The sequence below is a fragment of the Aeromonas rivuli genome, assembly GCF_020149575.1.
Classification (GTDB): Bacteria; Pseudomonadota; Gammaproteobacteria; order Enterobacterales; family Aeromonadaceae; genus Aeromonas; species Aeromonas rivuli.
Genome location: NZ_CP079742.1, coordinates 2,862,707 through 2,885,133, shown reverse-complemented (window position 1 = coordinate 2,885,133; position 22,427 = coordinate 2,862,707). Strand labels below are relative to the sequence as shown.

Here is a 22,427-nt window from a genome sequence, read left to right as displayed (position 1 = left end):
AATTCATTCAGAAGCTGACAATAACGGAGCCGACTGAATTCACCTTGCCCTGTACCGTCCTGCCGGACCTGATATTAACCAGCTTGATCATGTCGCCGAAGCTACCATCTTGCAAGGCGCGCGCCATGGTTTTGATCTGCATGCTGCTGTTTTCGGCGATGAGGGTAACCTGATCGCCCTTGCAGATCACACAGATCTGATTCAGGCGCAGCGGTTGGCCGGGTCTGAGTTCGCGTTTGCTGCGAGTACCGACCAGCGCCTCTATGTCCTGTATATAGTCACCACGGATCAGGGTCTGATCCTCGTAGGCCTGGATAAGCTGGTTGCGACCGAGAATATCCCCCTTGGCGATGGCTTCCGAGACGGTGATATAAGGCTTCTGGATGCTGACTCGCACCGGCAGATAGAGATCCCAGCCCGGCGTCTCGTTGCACTTGAGGTAGACAGTGGTGTTGCGTCTGATCTCCATCTTGGCAGGCAGGCTGATGTCGAGATCATGCTCGCAGGCCGTGAGCTGCAAGCGGGTATCTATGCTGGCGGCACTGAGCTCGGCACGGGCATCGAGGGGCAAGGAGAGCTGATCGCGCACGAACTCCTCCGCCCGGGTTTGCAACCCGGCATTGATGTCGGACGCCAGGGCCTTGTTGGCCCCGCTGAGCAGCAACAGGATGAGGAAAAGTCTGTTAATCATTTTCGTCCGCTGGTCGATAAGTGGATAACGTATAAGACAACTGTTCACTATGCTCGCGCCAAGATGGGTTCCTGGAACCGCTGGGAATCTGGCGCGAGTCAACATGGCGCATGCACAACATGCATGAATAATGCCAGGCGTTTTTAGGGAGTGTGTATGGCCGGTATTCTGGACTCGGTAAACCAACGGACTCAACTGGTCGGGCAAAATCGCCTGGAGTTGCTGCTGTTTCGACTCAATGGGCGTCAACGATTTGGCATCAACGTCTTCAAGGTGCGCGAGGTGTTGCAGTGCCCGCCCTTGACTGTCATGCCCAAGCTCAATCCCTGCATTCGCGGTGTGGCGCACATTCGTGGCCAGACTATCTCGGTGATCGATATCAGCATGGCCATGGGTAACAGGCCCATCGCCGATCTCTCCAAGTGCTTCATTATCATCTCGGAATACAACAGATCCATCCAGGGCTTCCTGGTGCAGTCGGTCGAACGCATCATCAACATGAACTGGGAATCTATCTTGCCACCCCCCAAGGGGGCAGGACGGATCAACTACATGACGGCGGTCACCGAGGTGGATGGCGAATTGGTGGAGATCCTCGATGTGGAGCGGATCCTCAACGAGATCTCCCCGGTCTCGACCGAGGTGAGCCAGGAGCTGGTGGCGGTGAGCGCAGAGCACAATACCCAGGGACGGCCGGTGCTGGTGGCCGATGACTCCTCGGTGGCGCGCAAACAGGTGCAGCGGGCGCTCGATGCCATCGGTGTGCAATGCGTGCTGGCAAAAGATGGCCGCGAGGCCCTCAACATGCTGCTGGAGATGGCCAAAAATGGCCCCATCCAGGATCAAATCGCCCTGGTCATCTCGGACATAGAGATGCCCGAGATGGATGGTTACACCTTCACCGCCGAGATCCGCAACAATCCCAGCCTGAAGGATTTACATGTTATCCTGCACACCTCCCTCAGTGGGGTGTTCAACCAGGCCATGGTGCAGAAGGTCGGGGCGAACAATTTTATCGCCAAGTTTCAGCCCGATGAGTTGGCCAAGGCCGTTCAAGGCGCACTCTAAAACAAGAAGAACGCATACATGAAGACACTGTCAGACGACTTATATAAGCAATTCAGCAGCTTTCTGGCGCTGCAGTGCGGAATTGTGCTGGGTGACAACAAGCAATACCTGGTGAAGAGCCGCCTGTCCCCCTTGATGGCTCAGTTTGGCATCGAGAGTCTGTCTGAATTGGTGACCCGTTCCATGAGCCTGCGTGAGCGGGAGTTGAAGATGGCGGTGGTCGATGCCATGACCACCAATGAGACCCTCTGGTTTCGGGATGCTTATCCCTTCCAGCTGCTCACCGACAAGATCTTCCCGGAGCTGGGCAAGAGTGGCCGCCCCATCAAGATCTGGTCGGCGGCCTCCTCCTCGGGTCAGGAGCCTTACTCCATCGCCATGTCGGCGCTGGAGCAGCAGGTCAAACGCCCTGGTACCTTGCCGGGCGGGGTACAGATCATCGGCACAGACATCTCCACCACCATGCTCAATCAGTGCAAGGAGGGGGTATACGACAGCCTGGCGCTGGCCCGCGGCCTCTCCCCAGAGCGCAAGAAGTTATTCTTCGAGCCCCATGGTGACAACAAGATGCGGGTCGTGGATCGTGTCAGAAAATTGACAACCTTCCGCCCCCTGAATCTGCTGGAAAGCTACAGCCTGCTCGGCAAGTTCGACATCATCTTCTGCCGCAATGTGCTCATCTACTTTGCCCCTGAAGTGAAGTCGAAGATCCTCAACCAGTTCGCAGCCAGCCTGAATCCGGGCGGCTACCTGATGCTGGGGGCCTCGGAGTCCCTGGCGGGCCTCACTGACAGGTTCGAGATGATCCGCTGCAACCCCGGTATTGTTTACAAAGTCAAATAACCCCTCCCATCTCTTCCTTTGGCACACCTCTTGCTAAGAATCCAGCAAGCAGGAGGTGTGTTATGGCAATTTCATTCGACAAGGCTTTTGGTGTTCATCAATACACGTTGAGCGTGCGCGCCAAACGTGCCGAGGTGCTATCTAGCAATATCGCGAACGCGGATACCCCAGGCTTCAAGGCCCGGGACATCAACTTCGGCGATGCCATGGCCCAGGCGCAGCAGCATCAACAGGGGTTCAGTCTGGCCACGACCAGCGAGCGCCACTTTGCCTTGAACATGGACAAGCCGGGCACATCCCAGTACCGCAACCCGCTCCAGCCCGACACCGGGGACGGCAACACCGTCGATCTGCAGCAGGAACGCAGCGAGTTTTTGCGCAACAGTCTCGAATACCAGACCTCGGTCGAGTTCATGAACGGCAAGATAAGCGGCCTGCTCAAGGCCCTCAAGGGAGAGCAGGGATGATGAAGCCTGACGCTTTGTTATGCCTGATCGCTTACCGCTTCAGCAATGATCCGATACGCCGCGGCCTGGACCAGGCCTTGCAACAAAACCAAGGAGCACAGCAATGAGTTTGTTCAAGGTCTTTGACATCGCAGGTTCTGCCATGAGTGCCCAGTCGGTGCGACTCAATACCGTGGCCAGCAACATGGCCAACGCCGACAGCGTCAGCTCCAGTGTGGAAGGAACTTACCATGCCAGGCGGCCAGTTTTTGCCGCCCAGCTGGAGCAGGCCATGTCCGATGGCCAGGGGTCGGTCGGCGTCGAGGTGAAGGGCATCGTTGAGAGCAAGGCTCCGCTGCTCAAGGAGTTCAATCCCAATCACCCCATGGCCGACAAGGATGGCTTCATCTTCAAACCCAATGTCAACATGGTCGAGGAGATGGCTGACATGATCAGCGCCTCGCGCAGTTATCAAACCAACGTCCAGATTGCCGATTCTGCCAAGCGCATGCTGCAGCAGACCCTCAATCTCGGTAAGTCCTGATAGGGGGCGGCAAGTAAATGGCAGATACCTATGACAGCGTACTGGGCGTCAATCGCGTTGCATCGAACCAGACCGCAAACACAGTCCAGAAAAAGGAGTTGGATCAGGAGTCTTTCCTCAAGCTGCTCACCATGCAGCTCTCCTATCAGGATCCCTTCAAGCCGGTAGATAACGCCCAGATGTTGTCCCAGATGACGTCCATGTCTACCTCCGAGGGGATCAACAATCTCTCCTCCCAGATGGAGAGCCTCAACAGCCTGATGACCTCGAGCCAGGCGCTGCAGGCCTCGGCACTGGTCGGCCAGGATGTGTTGATCCCGTCCAATACCGGTTATCTGGAAAAAGGCGGCGACATCTCGGGGGTCATTGCAACCGGTGATGGCGGCAGCAACGTCAAGGTGACGGTGAAAGATGAGAGTGGCCAGGTGGTCAAGGAGTTTGCCCTCGAGGGCGATCACCAGGGCAACGTGGCCTTCAGTTGGGATGGCCTGGACAAGGATGGCAATCCCGCCAAGACAGGCAAGTACCAGATTGAAGCCAGCGCAACGGTCGCGGGCAAGTCCGAGAGCCTGCCGGCCCTGACCTATGCCCAGGTGGAGAGTGTCACCCTGGGCTCGGCCAGCTCACCCAGCACCCTGAAACTCAAAGGGCTGGGCGGTATCTACCTCACGGATGTGCTGGAAATTTCCGGTTCTGGCAGCAAGTCGACCCCGACGCCCACCCCAACCAATAACGCAGTGATCTAAGGAGAAAGACATGTCATTTAACAATGCCCTCAGTGGCGTCAATGCGGCTCAAAAAGACCTGAACGTCACCGCGAACAACATTGCCAACGTCAACACCATCGGCTTCAAGGAGTCCCGTGCCGAGTTTGCCGATGTCTATGCCAACTCCATCTTCGTCAACTCCAAGACCCAGGTGGGCAATGGTGTGGCGACCGGTGCCGTGGCGCAGCAGTTCCAGCAAGGGGCCTTGCAATTTACCAACAACTCCCTGGATCTCGCCATTCAGGGCAATGGCTTCTTCGTCACCTCGGACGGGGTCAATGCCCTGGATCGCAGCTACACCCGGGCCGGTGCCTTCAAGCTCAATGAAAACAGCTACATGGTCAATAACTCCGGCGGTTTCCTGCAGGGGTACGAGATCAATGCCGACGGCACCCCCAAGGCGGTGAGCCTCAATGCCACCAAGCCCATCCAGATCCCGGACAAGGCGGGTGAGCCCAAACAGACCACCACGGTCGAGGCCAGCTTTAACCTGCCTGCGACTGCGACCCCTCAGGTCGTCAACCCCTCTACCTTCGATCCCAAGGATTCATCCACCTATTCGTCGTCCACCTCTGTGGTTTCCTACGACTCCCTTGGTGAGCCTCATACCATCACTCAGTACTTCGTCAAAGATGCCGATCCGCTGGATCCTACCAAGTCGGCCAACCCGACCTCCTGGCGCATGTATCTGTATGAGGGCGACAAACCCATCGATATCACCGGTGGTGCCATCACTACGCCGGCAACCGGGGTGGCCACCCCCCCGCTCAGCGCCAGTATCACGTTCAATGCCGATGGCAAGGTGAACACCATTACTCCGGCGGTCATCAAGACCGAAGCCCTGGGTACGCCGGGGGCGGGCGTCATCGACAATGGCGCCGATCCCACCCAGGCGATCGAAATCAAGTTCGGTACTGTGACCCAGTACTCGTCTCCTTTCGAAGTCAATAAATTGACCCAGGATGGCTCCACGGTAGGACGGTTGACCAAGGTCGAAATCACCAATGACGGCATCGTCTCCGCGACCTACAGCAACGCGACCACGGTCAAGGTGGCCATGGTGGCCATGGCCAAGTTCGCCAACGCCCAGGGGCTGACTCAGGTGGGTGATACCTCCTGGCGGGAATCCCTGCTCTCCGGCGATGGTCTGCCGGGCACCCCGAACTCGGGCACCTTCGGTTCCATCAAGTCGTCGGCCCTGGAGCAGTCCAACGTGGATTTGACCTCGGAGCTGGTGGATCTCATCACGGCCCAGCGCAACTTCCAGGCGAACTCCCGTTCTCTGGAAATCAACAGCTCGCTGCAGCAGACCATATTGCAGATCCGCTGATAAGTTTGTGACCAGCACACAAGGGCGCCTCGGCGCCCTTTCTTTATATATCAACACCTTAAGATCAATCTAATCTTCTTGGCATCTTAATTGCTTTATTCCAGGCAGAGTCATCTGTTTGACGGAGAACCCATGGACCACCTTCTTTATATCGCGATGTCCGGTGCCAAAGAGAACATGAACAGCCTGGCTGTGCGTGGCAACAACCTGGCCAACGCCAACACCACCGGCTTCAAGTCTGACTTCGAGCAGGCTCGCGCCATGCAGGCGTTTGGCGAAGGGCTGCCGACCCGGGTATTTGCCATGACCGAGCGGCCGGGCCAGAACCTGCAGCACGGCTCCCTGATGACCACGGGGCGGGATCTGGACGTGGCCCTCGATGGTCAGGGCTGGATCGCGGTACAGGATGACAAGGGGGGAGAAGCCTTCACCCGCATGGGCAATCTGGAACTCAGTGCCACCGGCAATCTGCAGACCAGTACCGGGCTCAATGTGGTGGATGACGCAGGCAGGCCCATCGTATTGCCGCTGCCCCTCGAGAAGGTGGAGATCAACCGGGATGGCACCATCACCGGTCGCCCGGAAGGGGCCGCCCCCAATTTGCCGGAAGATTTTCAGCGCATCAAGCTGGTCAGGCCGGCGGCGGATGCGGTGGAGAAGGGGCAAGATGGGTTGTTTCGCCGCAAGGATGGCCAGCCTGAGCCGGCCTCTGCCGATGTGGGGTTGATCGCCGGTGCGCTGGAGAACAGCAACGTCAATGTGGTCGACGAGATGACCAACCTTATTCGTTTGCAACGTCAGTTTGAAACCCAGGTCAAGATGATGAAGACGGCCGAGGAAAACGACGAAGCCCAAACCCAGCTGCTGCGTATCAGCTAATTAGGAGCCAGACATGAATCCTGCACTTTGGATAGGCAAGACGGGATTGGATGCCCAGCAGACCAACATCGCCGTTACCTCAAACAATCTCGCCAACGCCAGTACCGTTGGCTACAAGAAATCCCGAGCCATCTTCGAGGATTTGCTCTATCAGAACATCAATCAGCCGGGGGGGCGCTCCTCGGCCGATACCGAGCTGCCGTCCGGCCTGATGCTGGGGGCGGGGGCCAAGGTGGTCGCCACCCAGAAGAGCTTCAGTCAGGGCAACGTGCAGACCACGGACAACTCCCTGGATCTGATGATCAATGGGCGTGGCTTCTTCGAGGTGCAACTGCCCGATGGCAGCAGCGCCTATAGCCGCAACGGCCAGTTCACCCTCAATGACGAGGGGACTATCGTCACCCCGGGCAACGGCTATCCGTTGCAGCCCGAGATCCAGATCCCGGAAAACGCCCAGAGCGTCACCATAGGCGAGGATGGTCAGGTCTCCATCCAGCTCAAGGGGGACGGTCAGTCCCAGGTGATTGGCCAGATCAACATCAGCGACTTCGTCAACGCCTCCGGCCTGCAGCCCATGGGTGAGAACATGTTCCTCGAGACCCAGTCGAGCGGAGCGCCCATCGAAGGCACGGCCGGTGCGGACGGATTGGGTGTCATCAAGCAGGGCATGCTGGAGGTCTCCAACGTCAACGTCACCGAGGAGCTGGTCAACCTCATTCAGGCCCAGCGGGTCTACGAGATGAACTCCAAGGTGATCTCGGCGGTGGACTCCATGATGTCCTACCTGACCCAACGGACATAACCTCTTCTCTGACCCAGCGGTAGTAATGGGAGTCTTGCAATGAAACACATCTGGATGTTGGGCCTGTTGGCGCTGGGGGGTTGTACCAGCACCCTCAATACCGCCAAACCGGACGACCCCGAGTTTTCCCCGGTCTATGGTGAATCCGAGCCGGTGTCGGTGCGCCCGACCGGTGCCATCTTCCAGCCCGATCAGGTCAATGGCATCTACTCGGACATCAAGGCCCACAAGGTCGGTGACATCATCACCATCGAGTTGGCCGAGTCGACCTCCGCCTCCAAGAAGGCCAACACCCAGACAGGCAAGGAGAATGATTTCAATCTGGATCCGGTCAGCCTGGGGGGCGTGCCCATCACGGCCGGCGCGTACAATATGTCGGCCTCCATCGGGCAAGATTCCGCCTTCAAGGGGCAAGCCAAGGCGGATCAGAGCAACAGTTTGCAGGGCAGTATCTCGGTCAGCGTGGCCAAGGTGCTCAGCAACGGCAACCTGGTGGTGCGTGGCGAGAAGTGGATCATGCTCAACAACGGCAACGAGTATATCCGTATCACCGGCCTCATCCGCCCCGAAGATGTCACCTCGGACAACAGCGTCTCCTCCCAGAAGGTGGCCAATGCCCGTATCCACTACGGTGGTACCGGTGACCTGGCCAATACCCAGGAACAGGGCTGGCTGACCAGTTTCTTCAATGGTCCCTGGTGGCCACTCTAGTGCTAGGACAACCCATGAAACGACTCCGTCTACTCTGTCTGTGCTGCTGCCTGTTACCCCTGGCGGCCCAGGCTGCCCGTATCAAGGACATCAGTTCGGTCGAAGGGGTGCGTAACAACCAGCTGCTGGGCTATGGCCTGGTGGTGGGTCTGCCCGGCACCGGCGAGAAGAACAACGCCTTCACCGAACAGACATTTCGCACCATGCTCAACAACTTCGGCATCAAGGTGCCCGACAACATCAAGCCGAAGATAAAAGACGTGGCACCGGTGGCCATTCACGCCGACCTGCCCCCCTTCTCCAAGCCGGGCCAGACCATAGACGTGACCGTCTCCGCCATCGGTGAGGCCAAGAGCCTGCGGGGCGGCACCTTGCTGCAGACCTTCCTCAAGGGGTTGGATGGCCGCGTCTATGCGGTGGCCCAGGGCAGTCTGGTGGTCGGTGGTCTCGGCGCCGAGGGAGCCGATGGCTCCAAGGTGGTGGTCAATACCCCGACCGTGGGCCGCATTGCCAATGGCGCCACCGTCGAGCGTGAGGTGCCCAACTCCTTCAGTCAGGGCGATACCATCACCTTCAACCTCAATCGCTCCGATTTCACCACGGCGCGCCGCCTGGCGGAATCCATCAACAATCTGGTGGGGCCCAATACCGCCCAGGCACTGGATGCCACCTCGGTCAAGGTGTTTGCCCCCCGGGATCCGGGTCAGCGAGTCGCCTATCTTGCCACCATAGAGAACCTGGAGGTGGATCCGGGTGCCGAGGCGGCCAAGATCATCGTCAACTCGCGCACCGGCACCATCGTCATCGGCAGCCAGGTCAGGCTCAAGCCTGCGGCCATCAGCCATGGCGGCCTGACGGTGACCATTGCCGAGAACCAGCAGGTCTCTCAACCCAACCCGCTCGCGGGGGGGGATACGGTGGTCACCAACAACTCCACCATCAATGTGCAGCAAGAGCCGGGGCGCATGTTCAAGCTCGATACCGGTGCCACCCTGGATGATCTGGTCCGGGCGGTGAATCAGGTCGGCATCGCGCCGGGCGATCTCATGGCCATCCTCGAAGCCCTGCAGCAGGCGGGTGCCATCGAAGGTCAGCTGGTTATTTTGTAACAGTCTCCAACCTTGGCTGCCCCGTGGCAGCCAACCGGCAAGGGCTTGCCACAGGCGGCAAAGAAGGTAAGCAAGATGGCGAATATCGACAATAAAGGCGTGGATTTAGGCATGGTGCAGGATATCCAGAATCTGGATAAGTTGCGTCAAATGAGCCTTACCAAGGAGGGCAAGCAGCAGGCGCTCCAGTCGGCAGCCCGCCAGTTCGAATCCATCTTCAGCCAGATGTTGTTCAAGGGTATGCGCGAGGCGAGCCAGGCATTGACCGCGGACAACCCCTTTAGCAGCAGCTACACCCAGTTCTACGAAGGCATGCTCGACCAGCAGCGGGTCTCCGACATGTCAGGGATAGGCGGGCTGGGGCTGGCCGACATGGTGGTCAAGCAGTTCTCCCCTGACAGCTTCAAACATGAGGATGGCCGCGTCCTCAAGCTGCCCCAGCGCACCGAACGGGCGCACAAACCCTATGTGGCCCCGACCGGCAGTGAGCATGGTCTGATCGAAGCCTCCAAAGTTGGCAAGGATTTTGCTGAAAAGACCATGGAGCCAGGAGAGTTGACCGGGAGTGCCGCCCTTGGCAGGCGCCATCGCAGCATACCGGCCATGGGACAGCAGTCTCCTCAGGGGCTGCGCGACCCCTCGGCGGGCAGCGGTTTTGATTCCCCCAGCGATTTTGTCAGCAAGTTGATGCCGATGGCCAAGAAGGCCGCCGACAAGCTGGGATTGAACCCGGCGGTGCTGGTCGCCCAGGCGGCCCTGGAGAGTGGTTGGGGCAAACGGGTCATCAAGGATGGGGACGGCCAGATGAGCCATAACCTGTTTGGCATCAAGGCCGATCCGCGCTGGCAAGGGGACAAGGCCGTGGTCAGCACCCTGGAGTATGAGCAGGGTGTCGCCTCCCGTCAGAAGGCGGCGTTTCGCTCCTACGACTCGTTCGAAGAGAGTTTCAATGACTATGTTGATTTCCTGACATCCGGGAGCCGTTACAAGGGCGCCTTGGCCAAGGCCGACAGCCCGGATCGCTATTTTGAGGCACTGCAGCAGGCCGGATATGCCACCGACCCCCAGTACGCCAATAAATTGAAACAGGTATTGCGCAGTGAACACATTGCCCAATACACAGACACGGAGCTGTAAAGCATGGCAAGCGATCTGCTTGGGATAGGAACCTCTGGGATACTGGCGCATCAGAAACTGCTGCAGACCACCAGTAACAATATCGTCAACGTCAATAGCCAGGGCTATACCCGGGAACGCACCCTGATCTACACCAATGCCATCGGGTTTGGCACGGGTGAGAGCATGAGCGAGCGGGTGATCAACCAGTATGCCCAGGGTGAGCTGCGTCGCGACACCTCCGCCTTCAACGCATCCTCCATGCGTTTCGAACAGCTCTCTACCGTGGACAGCCTGCTGGGGGATACCAGCAACAGCGTCGGCACGGCCATCACCGCCTACTTCAAGGGGTTCCATACCGCCAACGAATCGCCGGCGGATCTGGGGGCGCGCAATACCACCCTCACCGGGCTCGGCAGCATGGTGAACCGCTTCCACACCCTCTCCTCCCAGTTCGACAAACAGAGTGACGTCATCAACGATCGCATCGATGACGAGACCCAGCACGTCAACAGCTTGCTCAATAACATCAACGAGATCAACAAGGCGATAGTGCGCACCCAGGGCACGGGGGAAGAGAACCTGATGCTCTACGATCAGCGCGATGATGCCATTGCCCAGCTCTCACAGAAGATGGATATCCGTACCGTCACCCAGCCCAATGGCAGCGTGCTGGTCAACATGAGCTCGGGCCACTCACTGGTGCTGGATGGCTCTGTGGCCCAGTTCACGGTGATCCCGGGGGATCCCGACTCCAGGGACAAGGAGCTGCAGCTCAATCTCGGTAAGAATCAGGCCAAGATAGACAACAAGGTGCTGGGGGGCGGCCTTGGGGGCCTCTTCTCTGCCCGTCGCGATCTCGAACCGACCAAGCGTGAACTGGGGCAACTCGCCATCTCCTTGTCCGACGCCATGAATCAGCAGAACCGCCTGGGCCTGGATCTCGACAACGAGCTGGGGGGGGACCTCTTCTCCTTGCCCAGCAGCGAAGGGCTGCCCTTTGCCAAGAACACCGGCTCGGGGGAGGCCATGGTCCACTTCGTGCCCGGCAAGGGGAGCGAGGTGACCGCCCTCGATTATGAGGTGAGTTTCAGCAGTGCCACCGGCTTTGAAGTCTTCGCCATCGGCAGTGATGGCAAGCGTACCTCCGTCGCCACCGGCAGCACGCCGCCCGCCAGTTTCGAGGTGCCGGGTCATGGGCTCTCCATCGACTTGTCCGGCACGCCGGCGGCAGGGGACAAGCTGTTGCTGCAACCGACCAAACAGGCGGCAGCCGGGATTGAAAAGCTGATCAACCGCGCCGAGGATCTGGCGCTGGCATCTCCCCTCAAGGCCGACAAGAGCAGTCAGAACCTGGGCTCGGGCATCATCTCCCTCGGCACCATAGGCAACACGGGGACAGGCTCGGGTTTTGCCAGCAATGACCTGGATCCCGCAGCGCCGCAAGTGGTCAAGATAGACGGCAGTGGCAACTATGAGGTCTATGAGAAAGATGGCACCACGCTCATAGGGGTCGCGCCCGCCAGCAGCAAGGGCCAAAACCTGATGGCCGCCCTCGAGAGCCCGCTGGGTGGCCCCAAGGTGTACGCCGATCCGGGTCAGAGCCCAGGCTATGAATTCAGCATCACGGGTCAGGTCCAGGCCAATGACAGCTTCACCCTGAGTTACAACAAGAACGGTTTCTCCGACAATGCCAACGGCCTGGCCCTGGCCGAGTTGCAGAACAAGGATCTGGTGCGCAAGAGCAGCAGCTCCGCCAGCGGCAATGACAAGATGACCTTCAACGAGGCCTATACCGGGCTGGTGGTCGGGGTGGGCAACAAGACCAGTCAGGCCAACACCGAGATGCTGGCCAACAAGGGCAAATTGGCGCAGAGCAGCGCCATCTTCGAGAGTGTCTCCGGGGTCAGCCTGGATGAGGAGGCGGGTAATCTCATTCGCTTCCAGCAGGCTTATGCCGCCTCGGCCCAGGTGGTCACCACCGCCAAAACCATCTTCGACACCCTGTTGTCATCAGTGAGGTAAGTCATGCGCATCACCACCAACATGATGTACAACCGCGGGCTCTCCTCCCTGAGTGCGGCGGCCGAGCGGCAAAATACCGCCTATGAGCAGCTCTACTCCGGGGACAAGTTCAAGACGGCGGGTCAGGATCCGTCCGGCATGAGCCAGAAGATGGCGCTGACCAAGGAGATAGACCTGTTCCAGCAATATGGCGTCAATGGCAGCCTGCTGGAGAACAGCCTGGGGCACGAGGAGACCATCCTCAGCTCCCTCAATGATGCCATGCTCAGTGCCCAGACCCTGATGCAAAAAGCGAACGACTCGGCCCTGAGTCAGACGGATCGCGAGTCCGTGGCCAAGGAGCTGGAAGGCTTGCAGCAACAGATGTTCGACCTGATGAACAGCAAGAATTCGCAAGGGGAGTACATCTTCGGCGGCAACCAGAGCAAGACTCAACCCTTCGTGAAGGATCCCAGCGGCAACTATGTGTTCCAGGGGGATACCGGTCAGCGGGAGATCCAGGTCTCCTCCACGGTGCGCATCCCCGCCAATGATTCGGGTCTGGATCTGTTCGAGACGGTGCCGACCCGGCGCACTGCCAGTGCCGATACCGCCGATATCCAGGTCAAGGTGGGGGCTCAAGGCCAGTTCGACAACTTCTATCGCACCAACTATGACAGCGCCCTGGCCAGCAACAAATACACCGTTACCACGGTGGCGGGGGTGCCGGATAGCTACCAGATCACCGACGTGGGCGGCAATGTGCTGCAAAATGGCGACTATGTGGCCGGGGAGGATATCAATTTCAACGGCCTCACCCTCAATCTGAGTCAAGGCGCCGGCACAGTGCAGGAGTTCTCCCTGGATCAGCCAAAGAACGACAACATTCTCAATGGTATCTCCGACTTTCTCGGTGCCCTGCGCGACCCGAATCTCTCCAATGATGACTTCCAGCTGAGATCGCAGGATGCCCAGGCCCATCTGGGCAATGCCCGCCAACGGATGGACACCGGGCTCGGTGCGCTGGGGGGGCGAATGAACAGCCTGGAGCAGGTGATGAGTTCCAATACCGGGCTCGATACCCTCAACCAGCAGGCCAGGGCCAAGGTGTCCGAGATCGATCTCTATGAGGTGATCTCGACCCTCTCCAAGGAGAATGCGGCCATGAGCGCCTCTCAGCAGGCGTTTAGCAATATCAGCAAGCTGACCCTGTTCGACTACATTCGCTAACCGGCTTGAGAGTTGTAAGGGATTGTTAATAAAGGCTCATAGCGTTTGACTCCCTGGCGGGTCTGACCGACCATAGCAGGGCAGGCAAGGTGCGTCGCATCTGCCTGCTTTTTCGCAGCATCTCGTTAGGCGAGGCTCCTGCATAAACACAGGCCACTGATCTCACGACGTCGAGAGACGCCCAAGCTCAGGACAGTTTTCATCGGATTAAGGTGTAAACCCAAGTGGCTTCCAGTTCGCCGGATACGTTATGCAGTGCTAAAGCTGGCACGTGGGGATGATGACACGCCGAACGGCGTCATTTCCTGCCGATTTCTCGTCCATCAATTGCTGTTTTCTTATCAGCCCATCCCTCGCGGGATAGCCCGGCTCGCCGGGATCACAAAGGCTTATCTTCGATGAAGAAAACACATCTGTTACTGAACCGTCATCAACTGCTCGACCTGCCCACCCTGCAGGCCTGGCTCGACAATGAACTGGCCCCGGATGCGCGGGCCGACCAGCTGCTCGCCCTGCGCCAGGAAGAGCTTAACTGTCTGTTTGATACCCTGGGGGCCGATGGCGCCCGACTGCTCGGCATGCTGGCCCGCACCTGCGGTGCCCGGCTGTTGTTGCGCCTGCACCCGAGCGTGCTGACCCTGGTGCAAGGCAAGATCCCGCGCCGGGAGCTGCTTGCCATGTTGCGCAGCCTGGGGAAACGGGATCGCGCCTCCCTGTTGGCGAGTCTGCCATCCGGGGTGAGTGCCGAGCTCAAGGGGCTGCTCCGCTGGCCAAGCGAGTCGGTGGGCGCTCACATGCGTCACGACTTCTTCACCCTCAAGGGGGAGGAGTCCATCGCCAGCGCCAAACAGCGGATCCACGATGCCTGGGACAACGCCGAGGTGTTCCAGGATATCTATGTGGTCGATGAGAGTGGCCAGTTGCTCGGCTATCTCTCGCTCAAGACCATGCTGGTGGCCGAGCCGGACAGGGCGGTGTGCGAGCTGATGGAGCGGGATCTGATCCGCCTCGACGCCCGCATGGATCAGGAGCTGGCGGCGCGGATGCTGGTGGAGCGGGATCTGCTCTCCCTGCCGGTGGAATCCGATGGTCGCCTACTCGGCATCTTCCACCTGGATGATGCCGCCGACATACTCGAGCTCGAATCCACCGAGGATGCCGAGTTGCAAGGTGGCTCGTCCCCCCTCGAAACCCCTTATCTCCATGCCACCCCCTGGCAGCTGTGGCGCAAGCGTATCGGCTGGCTGTTGATCCTGTTCGTGGCCGAGGCCTATACGGGCACAGTGCTGCGGGCCTTCGAGGAGCAGTTGGAGGCGGCCATCGCCCTGGCCTTCTTTATTCCGCTGCTCATCGGCACGGGCGGCAACAGCGGCACCCAGATCACCACCACCCTGGTGCGGGCCATGGCGGTGGGGGAGGTCAGCCTGCGCAACCTTGGCACAGTGCTGCGCAAAGAGATCTCCACCGCCATGCTGGTCTCGGTGGCCATCGCCGTGGCTGCCTGGGTACGGGCCTGGAGTCTGGGGGTGGGCGTGGAAGTAGGGGTGGTGGTCACCCTGACCATCATTGCCATCGTGCTGTGGAGCGCCATCGTCGCCTCCATCATCCCCCTGCTGCTGCGCCGCTTGCGGATGGATCCGGCCGTGGTGTCGGCCCCCTTCATCTCGACCCTGGTCGATGGCACCGGCCTCATCATCTACTTCGAGATAGCCAAGCTGATCCTGCCTGAGCTGAGCTGAGCGCGCAGAGATCAAATGCACAAAGGCAGCTCAGGCTGCCTTTGTTGTTTTCAGGGGGTATGGTTTAGCTCAGTTGAAACAGCAAGGGCCAGTCATGCTCCTGGCAGTAGCGTTGCTCTTTTTCCAGATTCTGCATCAGCAGCCGGTTCTCCTCGCACCAGTCGGTTGGCAGGGTGACCACCAGCTGATCCCCGGCGGCCTGCACTCGCCATTCAGGCAACAGCTTGTCCTGGCGCCTGTGGTGGGCGGCCACCGCGAGGCGCAGGATGCGGATGCAGCGCAGCACAGTGTGTTCATCGTGGTTGGGCAGGGCGGGCAGCTCCGAGAGCTTGAGCCCCTTGCGCTGGAAGCGCACCAGGGCGGCCAGCAGGGCCTGATCGTCCTGGTTGAAACCGGGCAAGTCGGTATGTTGCAAGATATAGGCGGAGTGGCGATGGATGCCGCTGTAGTTGATGGCAAGGCCAATCTCGTGCAGTCGCGCCGCCCAGCCGAGGATGGCGCGATAAGGCTCGATGGGCATCTGCCAGGGGTCGCTCAGGGCATCAAACAGGGTTAGCACGCTCTGCTCCACCCGGGTCGCCTGGCGCTTGTCGATGCGATAGTGGGAGCTGAGGGCCAGCGCGGTGCGCTCGCGAATGTCGTGGTGCTGCAGACGCTCCTCGAACTCATAGAGCAGCCCCTCGCGCAAGGCGCCGTCCGAATACTCCATCCGCTCGATGGGCAAGGAGGTAAAGAGCCCAAGCAGGATGGCGACCGCCGCGGCAAACACCCCTTGGCGATCCTCGGTCAGGCCAGAGAACTTCAGCTGTTCGACCTTCTTGTGCTCGAGCAGCTCCCGTTTGAGGCGCTCGAGCCCTGTCAGGGTGATGCTGCCATCGGTCCAGCCTTCCCCCTGCAACACGTCGCGCACGGTACGGATCGAGCCGGAGCTGCCCAGGCAGCTCTGCCAGCCGAGCTTATGGTATTGGTTGATGATGGGGGCGAGCTGATGCTGCGCCTCCAGCACGGCACTGTTGAAGGCTTTCTCGCTTAATTTGCCGTTGGCAAAGAAGCTCTGGGTGAAGCTGACGCACCCCATCTTGCGGCTGGTGAGCGCCTTGTGTTCGAATCCTTCGCCAATGATGAGTTCGGTGCTGCCGCCGCCGATATCCACCACCAGCGCAGGCCCCTCGATATGCTGGGTGTGAGCCACGCCCTGATAGACGAGACGGGCCTCCTCCTGACCGCTGATCACCTCGATGGGGTGCTGGAGCAAGCTGGCTGCCTTGGCGACGAACTCCCGGGCATTGCTGGCCCGGCGCAGGGTATAGGTGCCGGCGATGCGGATCTGATCCGGCTTGATGTTGGTGAGCCGTTCGGCAAAGAGGGTCAGGCAGGCGAGACCGCGGGCCATGGCCTCGACCGACATTCTATGCTGATCATCCATCCCCTCCGCCAGCCGGACCCGCTCCTTGATCCTGTCGATGATCTGCATGCGCCCGTCGGTGAGACGGGCGATGACCATGTGGAAGCTGTTGGAGCCCAGATCGACGGCGGCATAAAGGCTATTGTCCATGGGGAGTTGACTCGACGCGTTTGAGATAGTCGTAGGTGGCAACCTGGGAGCGGATCTTGCGCCTGTTGCCCCGGTTTACATACAGGTTCTGCTGTTCTGCATCGATGACCCGCGCCTTGGTGGTGTCACTCAGTTGCAACTCCAGTATATCCAGGATGCGCTGCTTGAGCCGATCGTCATAGATGGGGGTGCCCACCTCAATGCGGCCATCGATGTTGCGGCTCATCCAGTCGGCGCTGGAGATATAGAGCTGCACATTGCCCTTGTTGTGAAACACCATGACCCGTGGATGCTCGAGGAAGCGATCTATGATGCTGATCACTCTGATGTTTTCGCTGAGACCCGGCACCCCTGGGCGCAGGGCGCACATGCCACGGATGATCATCTGGATGGGCACCCCGGCCTGGCCCGCCGCATAGAGACGGTTGATGAGGTCTCTGTCCACCAGATTGTTGATCTTGAGGGTGATGCCGCTGGGCAGCCCCGCCTTGGCGTTGGTCAACTCGTTGTCAATCAACCGGTAGAGCTGGCGGCGGCAGTTGATGGGGGAGACCAGCAGGTGATTGAACTTGTAGCGGCGGTAGGGGTACTCGATGTACTCGAATACTCCCTCCACTTCGGCGGTGATGTCGGGGTTGCGGGTCAGCAGAGAGAAGTCGGTATAGATCTTGGCGGTCTTCTCGTTGAAGTTGCCGGTGCCGATATGGGCATAGCGCACCGCCTCACCCTGCTCGAGACGGGTGATGAGGCAGAGCTTGGAGTGGATCTTGAGGCTGGGTACCCCGAACACCACCTTGACCCCGGCGTCGGTCAAGACATTGGCCCAGTCGATGTTGGCCGCCTCGTCGAAGCGGGCCCGCAACTCGACCACCACAGTCACCTTCTTGCCGTTGTTGGCGGCATCGACCAGGGAGTGGATGATGCGCGACTTCTTGGCGACCCGATAGATATTGATGCGAATGGCGCTCACTGCCGGATCGAAGGCCGCCTGGCGCACCAGCTCGGTGAAGTGGTGGAACTTGTGATAGGGGTAGTAGAGCAAGATGTCTTGTTTGGTGATGGCATCGAAGGCGTTGACGAAGCCATCAAAGTCGCGGCAATCGAGGGCCGGCAGCTTGGGGTTTTCCAGATAGTCACGGCCGACATTGGGGAAGCCGATGAAATCCTTGAAATTGTGATAGCGGCCACCGGACATGATGGCGTCGTAGGAGCTGATCTGCAGCTTGAGCTTGAGGAAGCTTATCATGGCGGCGGGCATCTCCCGCTCATAGACGAAGCGTACCGGCATGGCGGTGAGGCGCTGCTTCAAGCCATCACTCATCTTGTCGACCAGGCTGAGATCGAGCTGGTCGGAGAGATCGTACTCCGCATCCCGGGTCAGCTTGACCGCATAGGCGGCGATTTCATCGTAATCGAAGAAGCCCTTGAACAGGTCATCCAGACAAAAGCGGATGATGTTGTCGAGAATGATGATCTGTTTCTTGCGGCGGGTGCCCTCTGAGGGCAGTTGCACGAAGCGGGGCAGATCGTCGGTCGGCACCTCGACCAGGGCGTACTGGATCACCTGGCCCTGCTTTTTCATCTCCACCGCCAGGTAGGTGTACTCGTCTTTCAGAAACTTGACCGGGTTCACCTCCTTGTTGAGCAAGATGGGGATCAGGTGGCGCAGCACCTTCTCCTTGAAGAAGACCCGCATCCACAGCTGTATGTTGTCGGAGAGCTGATTCTCGTTGACCAGGAAGATATTGTGGCGGGCGAGGGCTATCAGCAGCTCCTTGTAGGTGTTGTCGAAGGCTTCGCCCAGCGCCATCACTTTCTGCTGGATGGCACGCAGCAGCCCCTTGGCCTCGTCATCACCGCCATGGACCTCGTTGATCAGGATGCGGCGCTTCACCTCGGAGACCCGCACCTTGAAAAACTCGTCCTGGTTGGAGGAGAAAATGCCGAGGAAGCGGATCCGCTCGATGAGCGGCACCGTCTTGTCCATCGCCTCCTGCAGCACCCTCTCGTTAAAAGAGAGCCAGCTCAGTTCTTTCTCTTCATACAGCTTGTCGGTGCTCATCAGTGCCTCTGTTTATCCAATCCCGTGGAACGAATGGGCCTCATTAGATGACGGTTTTGTGACGCTTTAATGACAGCAGCATCAATCTTCCACGTCTTGATCGATGTCGACCACCAGATCGTCCGAGAGGGACTCCAGGGCATCGATCAGGGTCGGCAGGGCCAGCCCCTGGGGCAGGGCGACCAGAGCATGGGCATAGAAGAGCGGCGCACCGGAGTGGGGGGCGGCCTCGCAGCCCGTGGTCAGGTCGATGACGTTGGCGCCGAGTTGGCGCAAGATGCTCGCCACTTCATGGACAATGCCGGGTCTGTCGTTGCCGGTGACCGTCAGCATCAGCTGGCGCTCGGGCTCGGCACTGAGCACCCCTTCGGCAAAGCTCACCTTGAGTCCGGCCAGCAGGGAGAGCGCCTCGCACAGGGTACGGTAGTGGGCATCGTCCACGCTGATCTGGAGGATGCCGGCAAACTGACCGGCCAATTCGCTCATGGAACTGGCGAGCCAGTTGCCCCCTTGCAGATTGATGAGGGCGGCCAACTCTTCCACTATGCCGGGTCTGTCTGCGCCTATGACTGTGACAACCAATTGCTTTTGCATCCTGCTCTCCTTGTGTGTGAGTCCACTTCATTGTGCCTGCCGTTGCAGGCCAGATGAACCCCCTGACCCGGCCAAAACCGAAATTATTCTGCCGATGGGCGCATCCGGCTTTTGCGCCTTGACAGATAGCGGTTGTGGCCGGGGGTTGTGGTAATATTATGCCCCTCTTTCGTTAGTCGGATTGCCCCCTCCATGAATGGCTTGCTGTTACCCGGTCTGTTAGTACTGGCCCTCGTTGCTGTCCTGTTTGTCTGGCGTGCTCGCCGTGCCAGGGTTGTCTCCTGCTCCTTGCAAGAGACGCTGATGACCTCGGAGCGCCATCGCGAGTTCGCGGCCTTGCAGGCACTGCTGCAAGGGGAGGTGCAACTCTTTACCCATGTGCGTCTCAAAGACGTGCTGCTGCCGGGCAAGGGGGTTGGCAAGGGAAAATGGCAAAAGCAGCTGGCCAGCATGGGGGATCGTCAGTTCGACTATCTGCTCTGTGACCCCGAGGATCTGTCGCTGGTCTGCGCGGTCGAGCGATTGGCGCCGGGGCAGGGCAAGCGTCGACCGAGCCGGGATCGCTGGTTGCAGCAGCTGTGTGAGCGCGCCGACTTGCCGCTCTTGCTCCTGGTGGGGCAGGAGGCGGCGGATCTCGACGAGCTCAGGGAACAGGTGCAGGCCTTGTTGCTCGCCGAGGATGCGCTGGATCCCCTGATGGAACCCGCGCTCAGCGGGGGAGCAAGGCGCGAACCGACCTTCAACCCGCAATCCCTCGGTGCCGTGGATCTGGGCGATACCCCCAGGCCGCTGACTCGGCCCCAGGCCGATGCGGCGAGTGGGCGCACCAGCAAAGGGGCTGGCCGTCGTCATGACAGGGAGCAAGACGCGGACAAGCCCCCCCTTGATCTGCCCATGATGAGATCCCTCCCCCAGACGTTTGCGAGTGGCGAGCCAGAGGCGATGCCCCAGGGGGTATTCACCGCCACCTCGCTGGATGAGGACGAGGAGGGTATGGAGCAGGACCACAAGATCCATGACCAGGATGATGCTGCGCCGGCCAAATCCCACGCTTGCCCACGCTGCAGCGCGCCTCTGCTGGATCGCGAGGCCCGCAAGGGGCCCTATGCCGGCAAGCAGTTTCTCACCTGTACCCGCTTCCCCGAGTGCCGCTATGCGACCCTCAAGCCGAACCCGCAGCACTGAAACTGGCGATCGGAATGGGATTTTCGGACTCGATTGACTAAAGTTGATGGGCGAAACGTCCCTGATTGGAATCATCTGTTGCCACTATGTCGGCCAGGACGCATTCTGGCGCGACAGTTTTTGACAAGGTGCCGGAATTTTGGCACTTTGTGCGCCTTGTGCCTCCACCCGCCTGCGGGGTGGCTGGCGATAGCAATAAGAATCGGCGGTGGAAGAGGGATGAATATGATGGCAATGGGCGTGCTGATAGTGGATACGGATGTCGCTAGACGCCAGCAGTTGGGTACAGTGCTCTCCTTCATGGGAATGCCTTGGCAAGAGGTCGCACAGGGGGATCTCGACATGGCCATCGAAGCCTCTGGCCCCCTGCAAGGGGTCCTGATCGGCGAGCTGGCGGATCGTCCCCTGAGCGCGCTGCTCGAACAATACCCCCGCACCCCCTTCGTCTCCCTGACCGAGATAGCGCTGCCCAATAGCAACTTCATCGGGGTGGCCCAGGCGCCGTTTTCTTATGAATCCCTGACCCGCCATCTGCACTTTTGCCAGGCGTTTGTCTCCTTGCACCCGAAACAGCAGACCCATGACAAGGGTCAAACCCTGTTGCGACTTCTGGTGGGCAAGGGCAAGGGCATTCAAGAGGTGCGCCGTCTCATCGGCCAGGTCGCGCAGACCGATGCCAATGTGCTGATCCTGGGAGAATCCGGGACCGGCAAGGAGGTGGTGGCGCGCGCCATCCATGAACTCTCCACTCGTGCTGGCGGTCCCTTCGTGCCCATCAACTGCGGCGCCATTCCGGCAGAGTTGCTTGAGAGCGAGCTGTTCGGTCATGAGAAAGGGGCCTTCACCGGCGCCATCGCGGCGCGGCGTGGCCGCTTCGAGCTGGCCCAGGGCGGCACCCTCTTCCTCGACGAGATAGGCGACATGCCGATGCCGATGCAGGTCAAACTGCTGCGAGTGTTGCAGGAGCGGCTGTTCGACAGGGTCGGCGGCGGCAAGCCTATCCAGGCGGACGTGCGCATCATAGCGGCGACCCACAGGGATCTTGAGGCGATGATCCGCACCCAGGAGTTTCGGGAAGATCTCTACTACCGCCTCAATGTGTTCCCTATCGATACCCCCCCCCTGCGCGATCGTATCGATGATATTCCGCTGCTGCTGCAGGAGTTGCTCAATCGCCACTCGGAGCAGCATCAGGGCTTCATTCGCCTGACCCAGCGCGCCATGGAATCCCTGCTGCAATACCCCTGGCCCGGCAACGTGCGCGAGCTCTCCAACCTGCTTGAGCGTCTGCTGATCCTCTATCCCCAGCAGATAGTGGATGTCTCGGATCTGCCGAGCCGCTATCGACTGCTGCCTTGCGAACCCAGAGACGCTCGCTTGACCGAGATGGATGAGCGCGATGCCCTGGCTGCCGTGTTCCAGGATCCGCCCGAACTGCTGGCGAGCCCTGGCAACGGCAACCTGATGCAGCTGCCCCAGGAGGGGGTCAACCTCAAGGAGATGCTGGCCGACCTGGAAGTGGAGCTGATCCGCCAGGCCCTGGAATCCCAGGAAGGGGTGGTGGCACGGGCCGCCGATCTGCTCGGCATGCGCCGCACGACCCTGGTCGAGAAGATGAAGAAATACGGCATGAGCAAGGAAGCCTAGGGTCAACCCCTTGACGCACCTATTTAACCTAATGATTTAAAACAGTAAATTTATCTGGCATAGAACTTGAATAACCTGAACGTACTCCCCGTTTGAGGTCAGGTT

Annotated in this window: 20 protein-coding genes and 1 riboswitch; of the genes, 16 read left to right on the top strand and 4 right to left on the bottom strand. The window is 59.6% G+C overall.

The window, feature by feature from the left end; translation table 11 throughout:
- Positions 1 to 7 precede the first annotated feature (7 nt).
- Positions 8 to 613, bottom strand: coding sequence for a flagellar basal body P-ring formation chaperone FlgA (gene flgA, locus KYK33_RS13260; RefSeq protein ID WP_259235843.1), 606 nt, complete (start codon positions 611 to 613; stop codon positions 8 to 10).
- A 234-nt stretch (positions 614 to 847) separates the two neighbouring features.
- Between flgA and KYK33_RS13255 the strand changes: the two genes are divergently transcribed.
- The 14 genes from KYK33_RS13255 (at position 848) to mgtE (ending at position 15,279) form a co-directional block, all read left to right on the top strand.
- Entirely contained in the window at positions 848 to 1,759 is a 912-nt protein-coding gene (locus KYK33_RS13255) for a chemotaxis protein CheV (protein ID WP_224430826.1), read from the top strand.
- 18 nt (positions 1,760 to 1,777) lie between these two features.
- Positions 1,778 to 2,602: a CheR family methyltransferase gene (locus KYK33_RS13250; RefSeq protein WP_042043324.1), complete on the top strand. Its 825-nt coding sequence runs from the start codon at positions 1,778 to 1,780 to the stop codon at positions 2,600 to 2,602.
- A gap of 62 nt (positions 2,603 to 2,664) precedes the next feature.
- On the top strand, positions 2,665 to 3,069 hold the full coding sequence (flgB, locus tag KYK33_RS13245; RefSeq protein WP_042043325.1) for a flagellar basal body rod protein FlgB: 405 nt from the start codon (positions 2,665 to 2,667) through the stop codon (positions 3,067 to 3,069).
- 103 nt (positions 3,070 to 3,172) lie between these two features.
- A complete protein-coding gene (gene flgC / locus KYK33_RS13240; RefSeq protein WP_005894515.1) occupies positions 3,173 to 3,592 on the top strand; it encodes a flagellar basal body rod protein FlgC in 420 nt (139 codons plus the stop codon).
- A 17-nt stretch (positions 3,593 to 3,609) separates the two neighbouring features.
- Positions 3,610 to 4,338 carry a flagellar hook assembly protein FlgD gene (locus KYK33_RS13235; protein WP_042043327.1) on the top strand — a complete coding sequence of 243 codons (729 nt, stop codon included), beginning with the start codon at positions 3,610 to 3,612 and terminating at the stop codon, positions 4,336 to 4,338.
- A gap of 10 nt (positions 4,339 to 4,348) precedes the next feature.
- A complete protein-coding gene (gene flgE, locus KYK33_RS13230; protein ID WP_224430825.1) occupies positions 4,349 to 5,689 on the top strand; it encodes a flagellar hook protein FlgE in 1,341 nt (446 codons plus the stop codon).
- A gap of 132 nt (positions 5,690 to 5,821) precedes the next feature.
- Positions 5,822 to 6,568, top strand: coding sequence for a flagellar basal body rod protein FlgF (locus KYK33_RS13225; RefSeq protein WP_042043330.1), 747 nt, complete (start codon positions 5,822 to 5,824; stop codon positions 6,566 to 6,568).
- 13 nt (positions 6,569 to 6,581) lie between these two features.
- Positions 6,582 to 7,370 carry a flagellar basal-body rod protein FlgG gene (flgG, locus tag KYK33_RS13220; protein WP_042043331.1) on the top strand — a complete coding sequence of 263 codons (789 nt, stop codon included), beginning with the start codon at positions 6,582 to 6,584 and terminating at the stop codon, positions 7,368 to 7,370.
- A 39-nt stretch (positions 7,371 to 7,409) separates the two neighbouring features.
- Complete coding sequence (gene flgH, locus KYK33_RS13215) at positions 7,410 to 8,081, top strand: flagellar basal body L-ring protein FlgH (RefSeq protein ID WP_042043333.1); 672 nt, start codon at positions 7,410 to 7,412, stop codon at positions 8,079 to 8,081.
- Between the two features lie 14 nt (positions 8,082 to 8,095).
- A complete protein-coding gene (locus KYK33_RS13210; protein ID WP_042043334.1) occupies positions 8,096 to 9,190 on the top strand; it encodes a flagellar basal body P-ring protein FlgI in 1,095 nt (364 codons plus the stop codon).
- A gap of 75 nt (positions 9,191 to 9,265) precedes the next feature.
- Complete coding sequence (flgJ, locus tag KYK33_RS13205) at positions 9,266 to 10,327, top strand: flagellar assembly peptidoglycan hydrolase FlgJ (protein WP_224430824.1); 1,062 nt, start codon at positions 9,266 to 9,268, stop codon at positions 10,325 to 10,327.
- Positions 10,328 to 10,330: 3 nt separating this feature from the next.
- Positions 10,331 to 12,331, top strand: a complete 2,001-nt coding sequence (gene flgK / locus KYK33_RS13200) for a flagellar hook-associated protein FlgK (RefSeq protein WP_224430823.1) — start codon at positions 10,331 to 10,333, stop codon at positions 12,329 to 12,331.
- A 3-nt stretch (positions 12,332 to 12,334) separates the two neighbouring features.
- A complete protein-coding gene (gene flgL, locus KYK33_RS13195) occupies positions 12,335 to 13,540 on the top strand; it encodes a flagellar hook-associated protein FlgL (protein ID WP_042043338.1) in 1,206 nt (401 codons plus the stop codon).
- Between the two features lie 114 nt (positions 13,541 to 13,654).
- Positions 13,655 to 13,824: riboswitch (M-box (ykoK) riboswitch) on the top strand.
- Between the two features lie 114 nt (positions 13,825 to 13,938).
- Positions 13,939 to 15,279, top strand: a complete 1,341-nt coding sequence (mgtE, locus tag KYK33_RS13190) for a magnesium transporter (RefSeq protein WP_224430822.1) — start codon at positions 13,939 to 13,941, stop codon at positions 15,277 to 15,279.
- A 64-nt stretch (positions 15,280 to 15,343) separates the two neighbouring features.
- Here mgtE and ppx read toward each other — a convergent pair whose 3' ends face one another.
- The 3 genes from ppx to KYK33_RS13175 form a co-directional block, all read right to left on the bottom strand.
- On the bottom strand, positions 15,344 to 16,834 hold the full coding sequence (ppx, locus tag KYK33_RS13185) for an exopolyphosphatase (RefSeq protein WP_224430821.1): 1,491 nt from the start codon (positions 16,832 to 16,834) through the stop codon (positions 15,344 to 15,346).
- Positions 16,824 to 18,896, bottom strand: a complete 2,073-nt coding sequence (gene ppk1, locus KYK33_RS13180) for a polyphosphate kinase 1 (protein ID WP_224430820.1) — start codon at positions 18,894 to 18,896, stop codon at positions 16,824 to 16,826. The genes ppx and ppk1 overlap by 11 nt, the downstream gene beginning before the upstream one ends.
- 81 nt (positions 18,897 to 18,977) lie before the next feature.
- The gene (locus KYK33_RS13175) at positions 18,978 to 19,490 is read right to left on the bottom strand and encodes a glycine cleavage system protein R (RefSeq protein ID WP_042043344.1); all 513 of its coding nucleotides are present in this window, start codon (positions 19,488 to 19,490) and stop codon (positions 18,978 to 18,980) included.
- 192 nt (positions 19,491 to 19,682) lie between these two features.
- On the opposite strand from KYK33_RS13175, the gene KYK33_RS13170 reads away from it, so the two are divergent.
- Both KYK33_RS13170 and KYK33_RS13165 read left to right on the top strand, forming a co-directional pair.
- A complete protein-coding gene (locus KYK33_RS13170) occupies positions 19,683 to 20,675 on the top strand; it encodes a DUF2726 domain-containing protein (RefSeq protein WP_224430819.1) in 993 nt (330 codons plus the stop codon).
- A gap of 225 nt (positions 20,676 to 20,900) precedes the next feature.
- On the top strand, positions 20,901 to 22,322 hold the full coding sequence (locus KYK33_RS13165) for a sigma-54 dependent transcriptional regulator (protein WP_224433014.1): 1,422 nt from the start codon (positions 20,901 to 20,903) through the stop codon (positions 22,320 to 22,322).
- The last annotated feature ends 105 nt before the right edge of the window (positions 22,323 to 22,427 follow it).

Excerpts from the sequence above, each read along its gene's own strand:
- KYK33_RS13255 (WP_224430826.1), top strand. The coding sequence starts at position 848 with ATGGCCGGTATTCTGGACTCGGTAAACCAACGGACTCAACTGGTCGGG.
- KYK33_RS13250 (WP_042043324.1), top strand. The coding sequence starts at position 1,778 with ATGAAGACACTGTCAGACGACTTATATAAGCAATTCAGCAGCTTTCTG.
- flgB (WP_042043325.1), top strand. The coding sequence starts at position 2,665 with ATGGCAATTTCATTCGACAAGGCTTTTGGTGTTCATCAATACACGTTG.
- flgC (WP_005894515.1), top strand. The coding sequence starts at position 3,173 with ATGAGTTTGTTCAAGGTCTTTGACATCGCAGGTTCTGCCATGAGTGCC.
- KYK33_RS13235 (WP_042043327.1), top strand. The coding sequence starts at position 3,610 with ATGGCAGATACCTATGACAGCGTACTGGGCGTCAATCGCGTTGCATCG.
- flgE (WP_224430825.1), top strand. The coding sequence starts at position 4,349 with ATGTCATTTAACAATGCCCTCAGTGGCGTCAATGCGGCTCAAAAAGAC.
- KYK33_RS13225 (WP_042043330.1), top strand. The coding sequence starts at position 5,822 with ATGGACCACCTTCTTTATATCGCGATGTCCGGTGCCAAAGAGAACATG.
- flgG (WP_042043331.1), top strand. The coding sequence starts at position 6,582 with ATGAATCCTGCACTTTGGATAGGCAAGACGGGATTGGATGCCCAGCAG.
- flgH (WP_042043333.1), top strand. The coding sequence starts at position 7,410 with ATGAAACACATCTGGATGTTGGGCCTGTTGGCGCTGGGGGGTTGTACC.
- KYK33_RS13210 (WP_042043334.1), top strand. The coding sequence starts at position 8,096 with ATGAAACGACTCCGTCTACTCTGTCTGTGCTGCTGCCTGTTACCCCTG.
- flgJ (WP_224430824.1), top strand. The coding sequence starts at position 9,266 with ATGGCGAATATCGACAATAAAGGCGTGGATTTAGGCATGGTGCAGGAT.
- flgK (WP_224430823.1), top strand. The coding sequence starts at position 10,331 with ATGGCAAGCGATCTGCTTGGGATAGGAACCTCTGGGATACTGGCGCAT.
- flgL (WP_042043338.1), top strand. The coding sequence starts at position 12,335 with ATGCGCATCACCACCAACATGATGTACAACCGCGGGCTCTCCTCCCTG.
- mgtE (WP_224430822.1), top strand. The coding sequence starts at position 13,939 with ATGAAGAAAACACATCTGTTACTGAACCGTCATCAACTGCTCGACCTG.
- ppx (WP_224430821.1), bottom strand. The coding sequence starts at position 16,834 with ATGGACAATAGCCTTTATGCCGCCGTCGATCTGGGCTCCAACAGCTTC.
- ppk1 (WP_224430820.1), bottom strand. The coding sequence starts at position 18,896 with ATGAGCACCGACAAGCTGTATGAAGAGAAAGAACTGAGCTGGCTCTCT.
- KYK33_RS13175 (WP_042043344.1), bottom strand. The coding sequence starts at position 19,490 with ATGCAAAAGCAATTGGTTGTCACAGTCATAGGCGCAGACAGACCCGGC.
- KYK33_RS13170 (WP_224430819.1), top strand. The coding sequence starts at position 19,683 with ATGAATGGCTTGCTGTTACCCGGTCTGTTAGTACTGGCCCTCGTTGCT.
- KYK33_RS13165 (WP_224433014.1), top strand. The coding sequence starts at position 20,901 with ATGATGGCAATGGGCGTGCTGATAGTGGATACGGATGTCGCTAGACGC.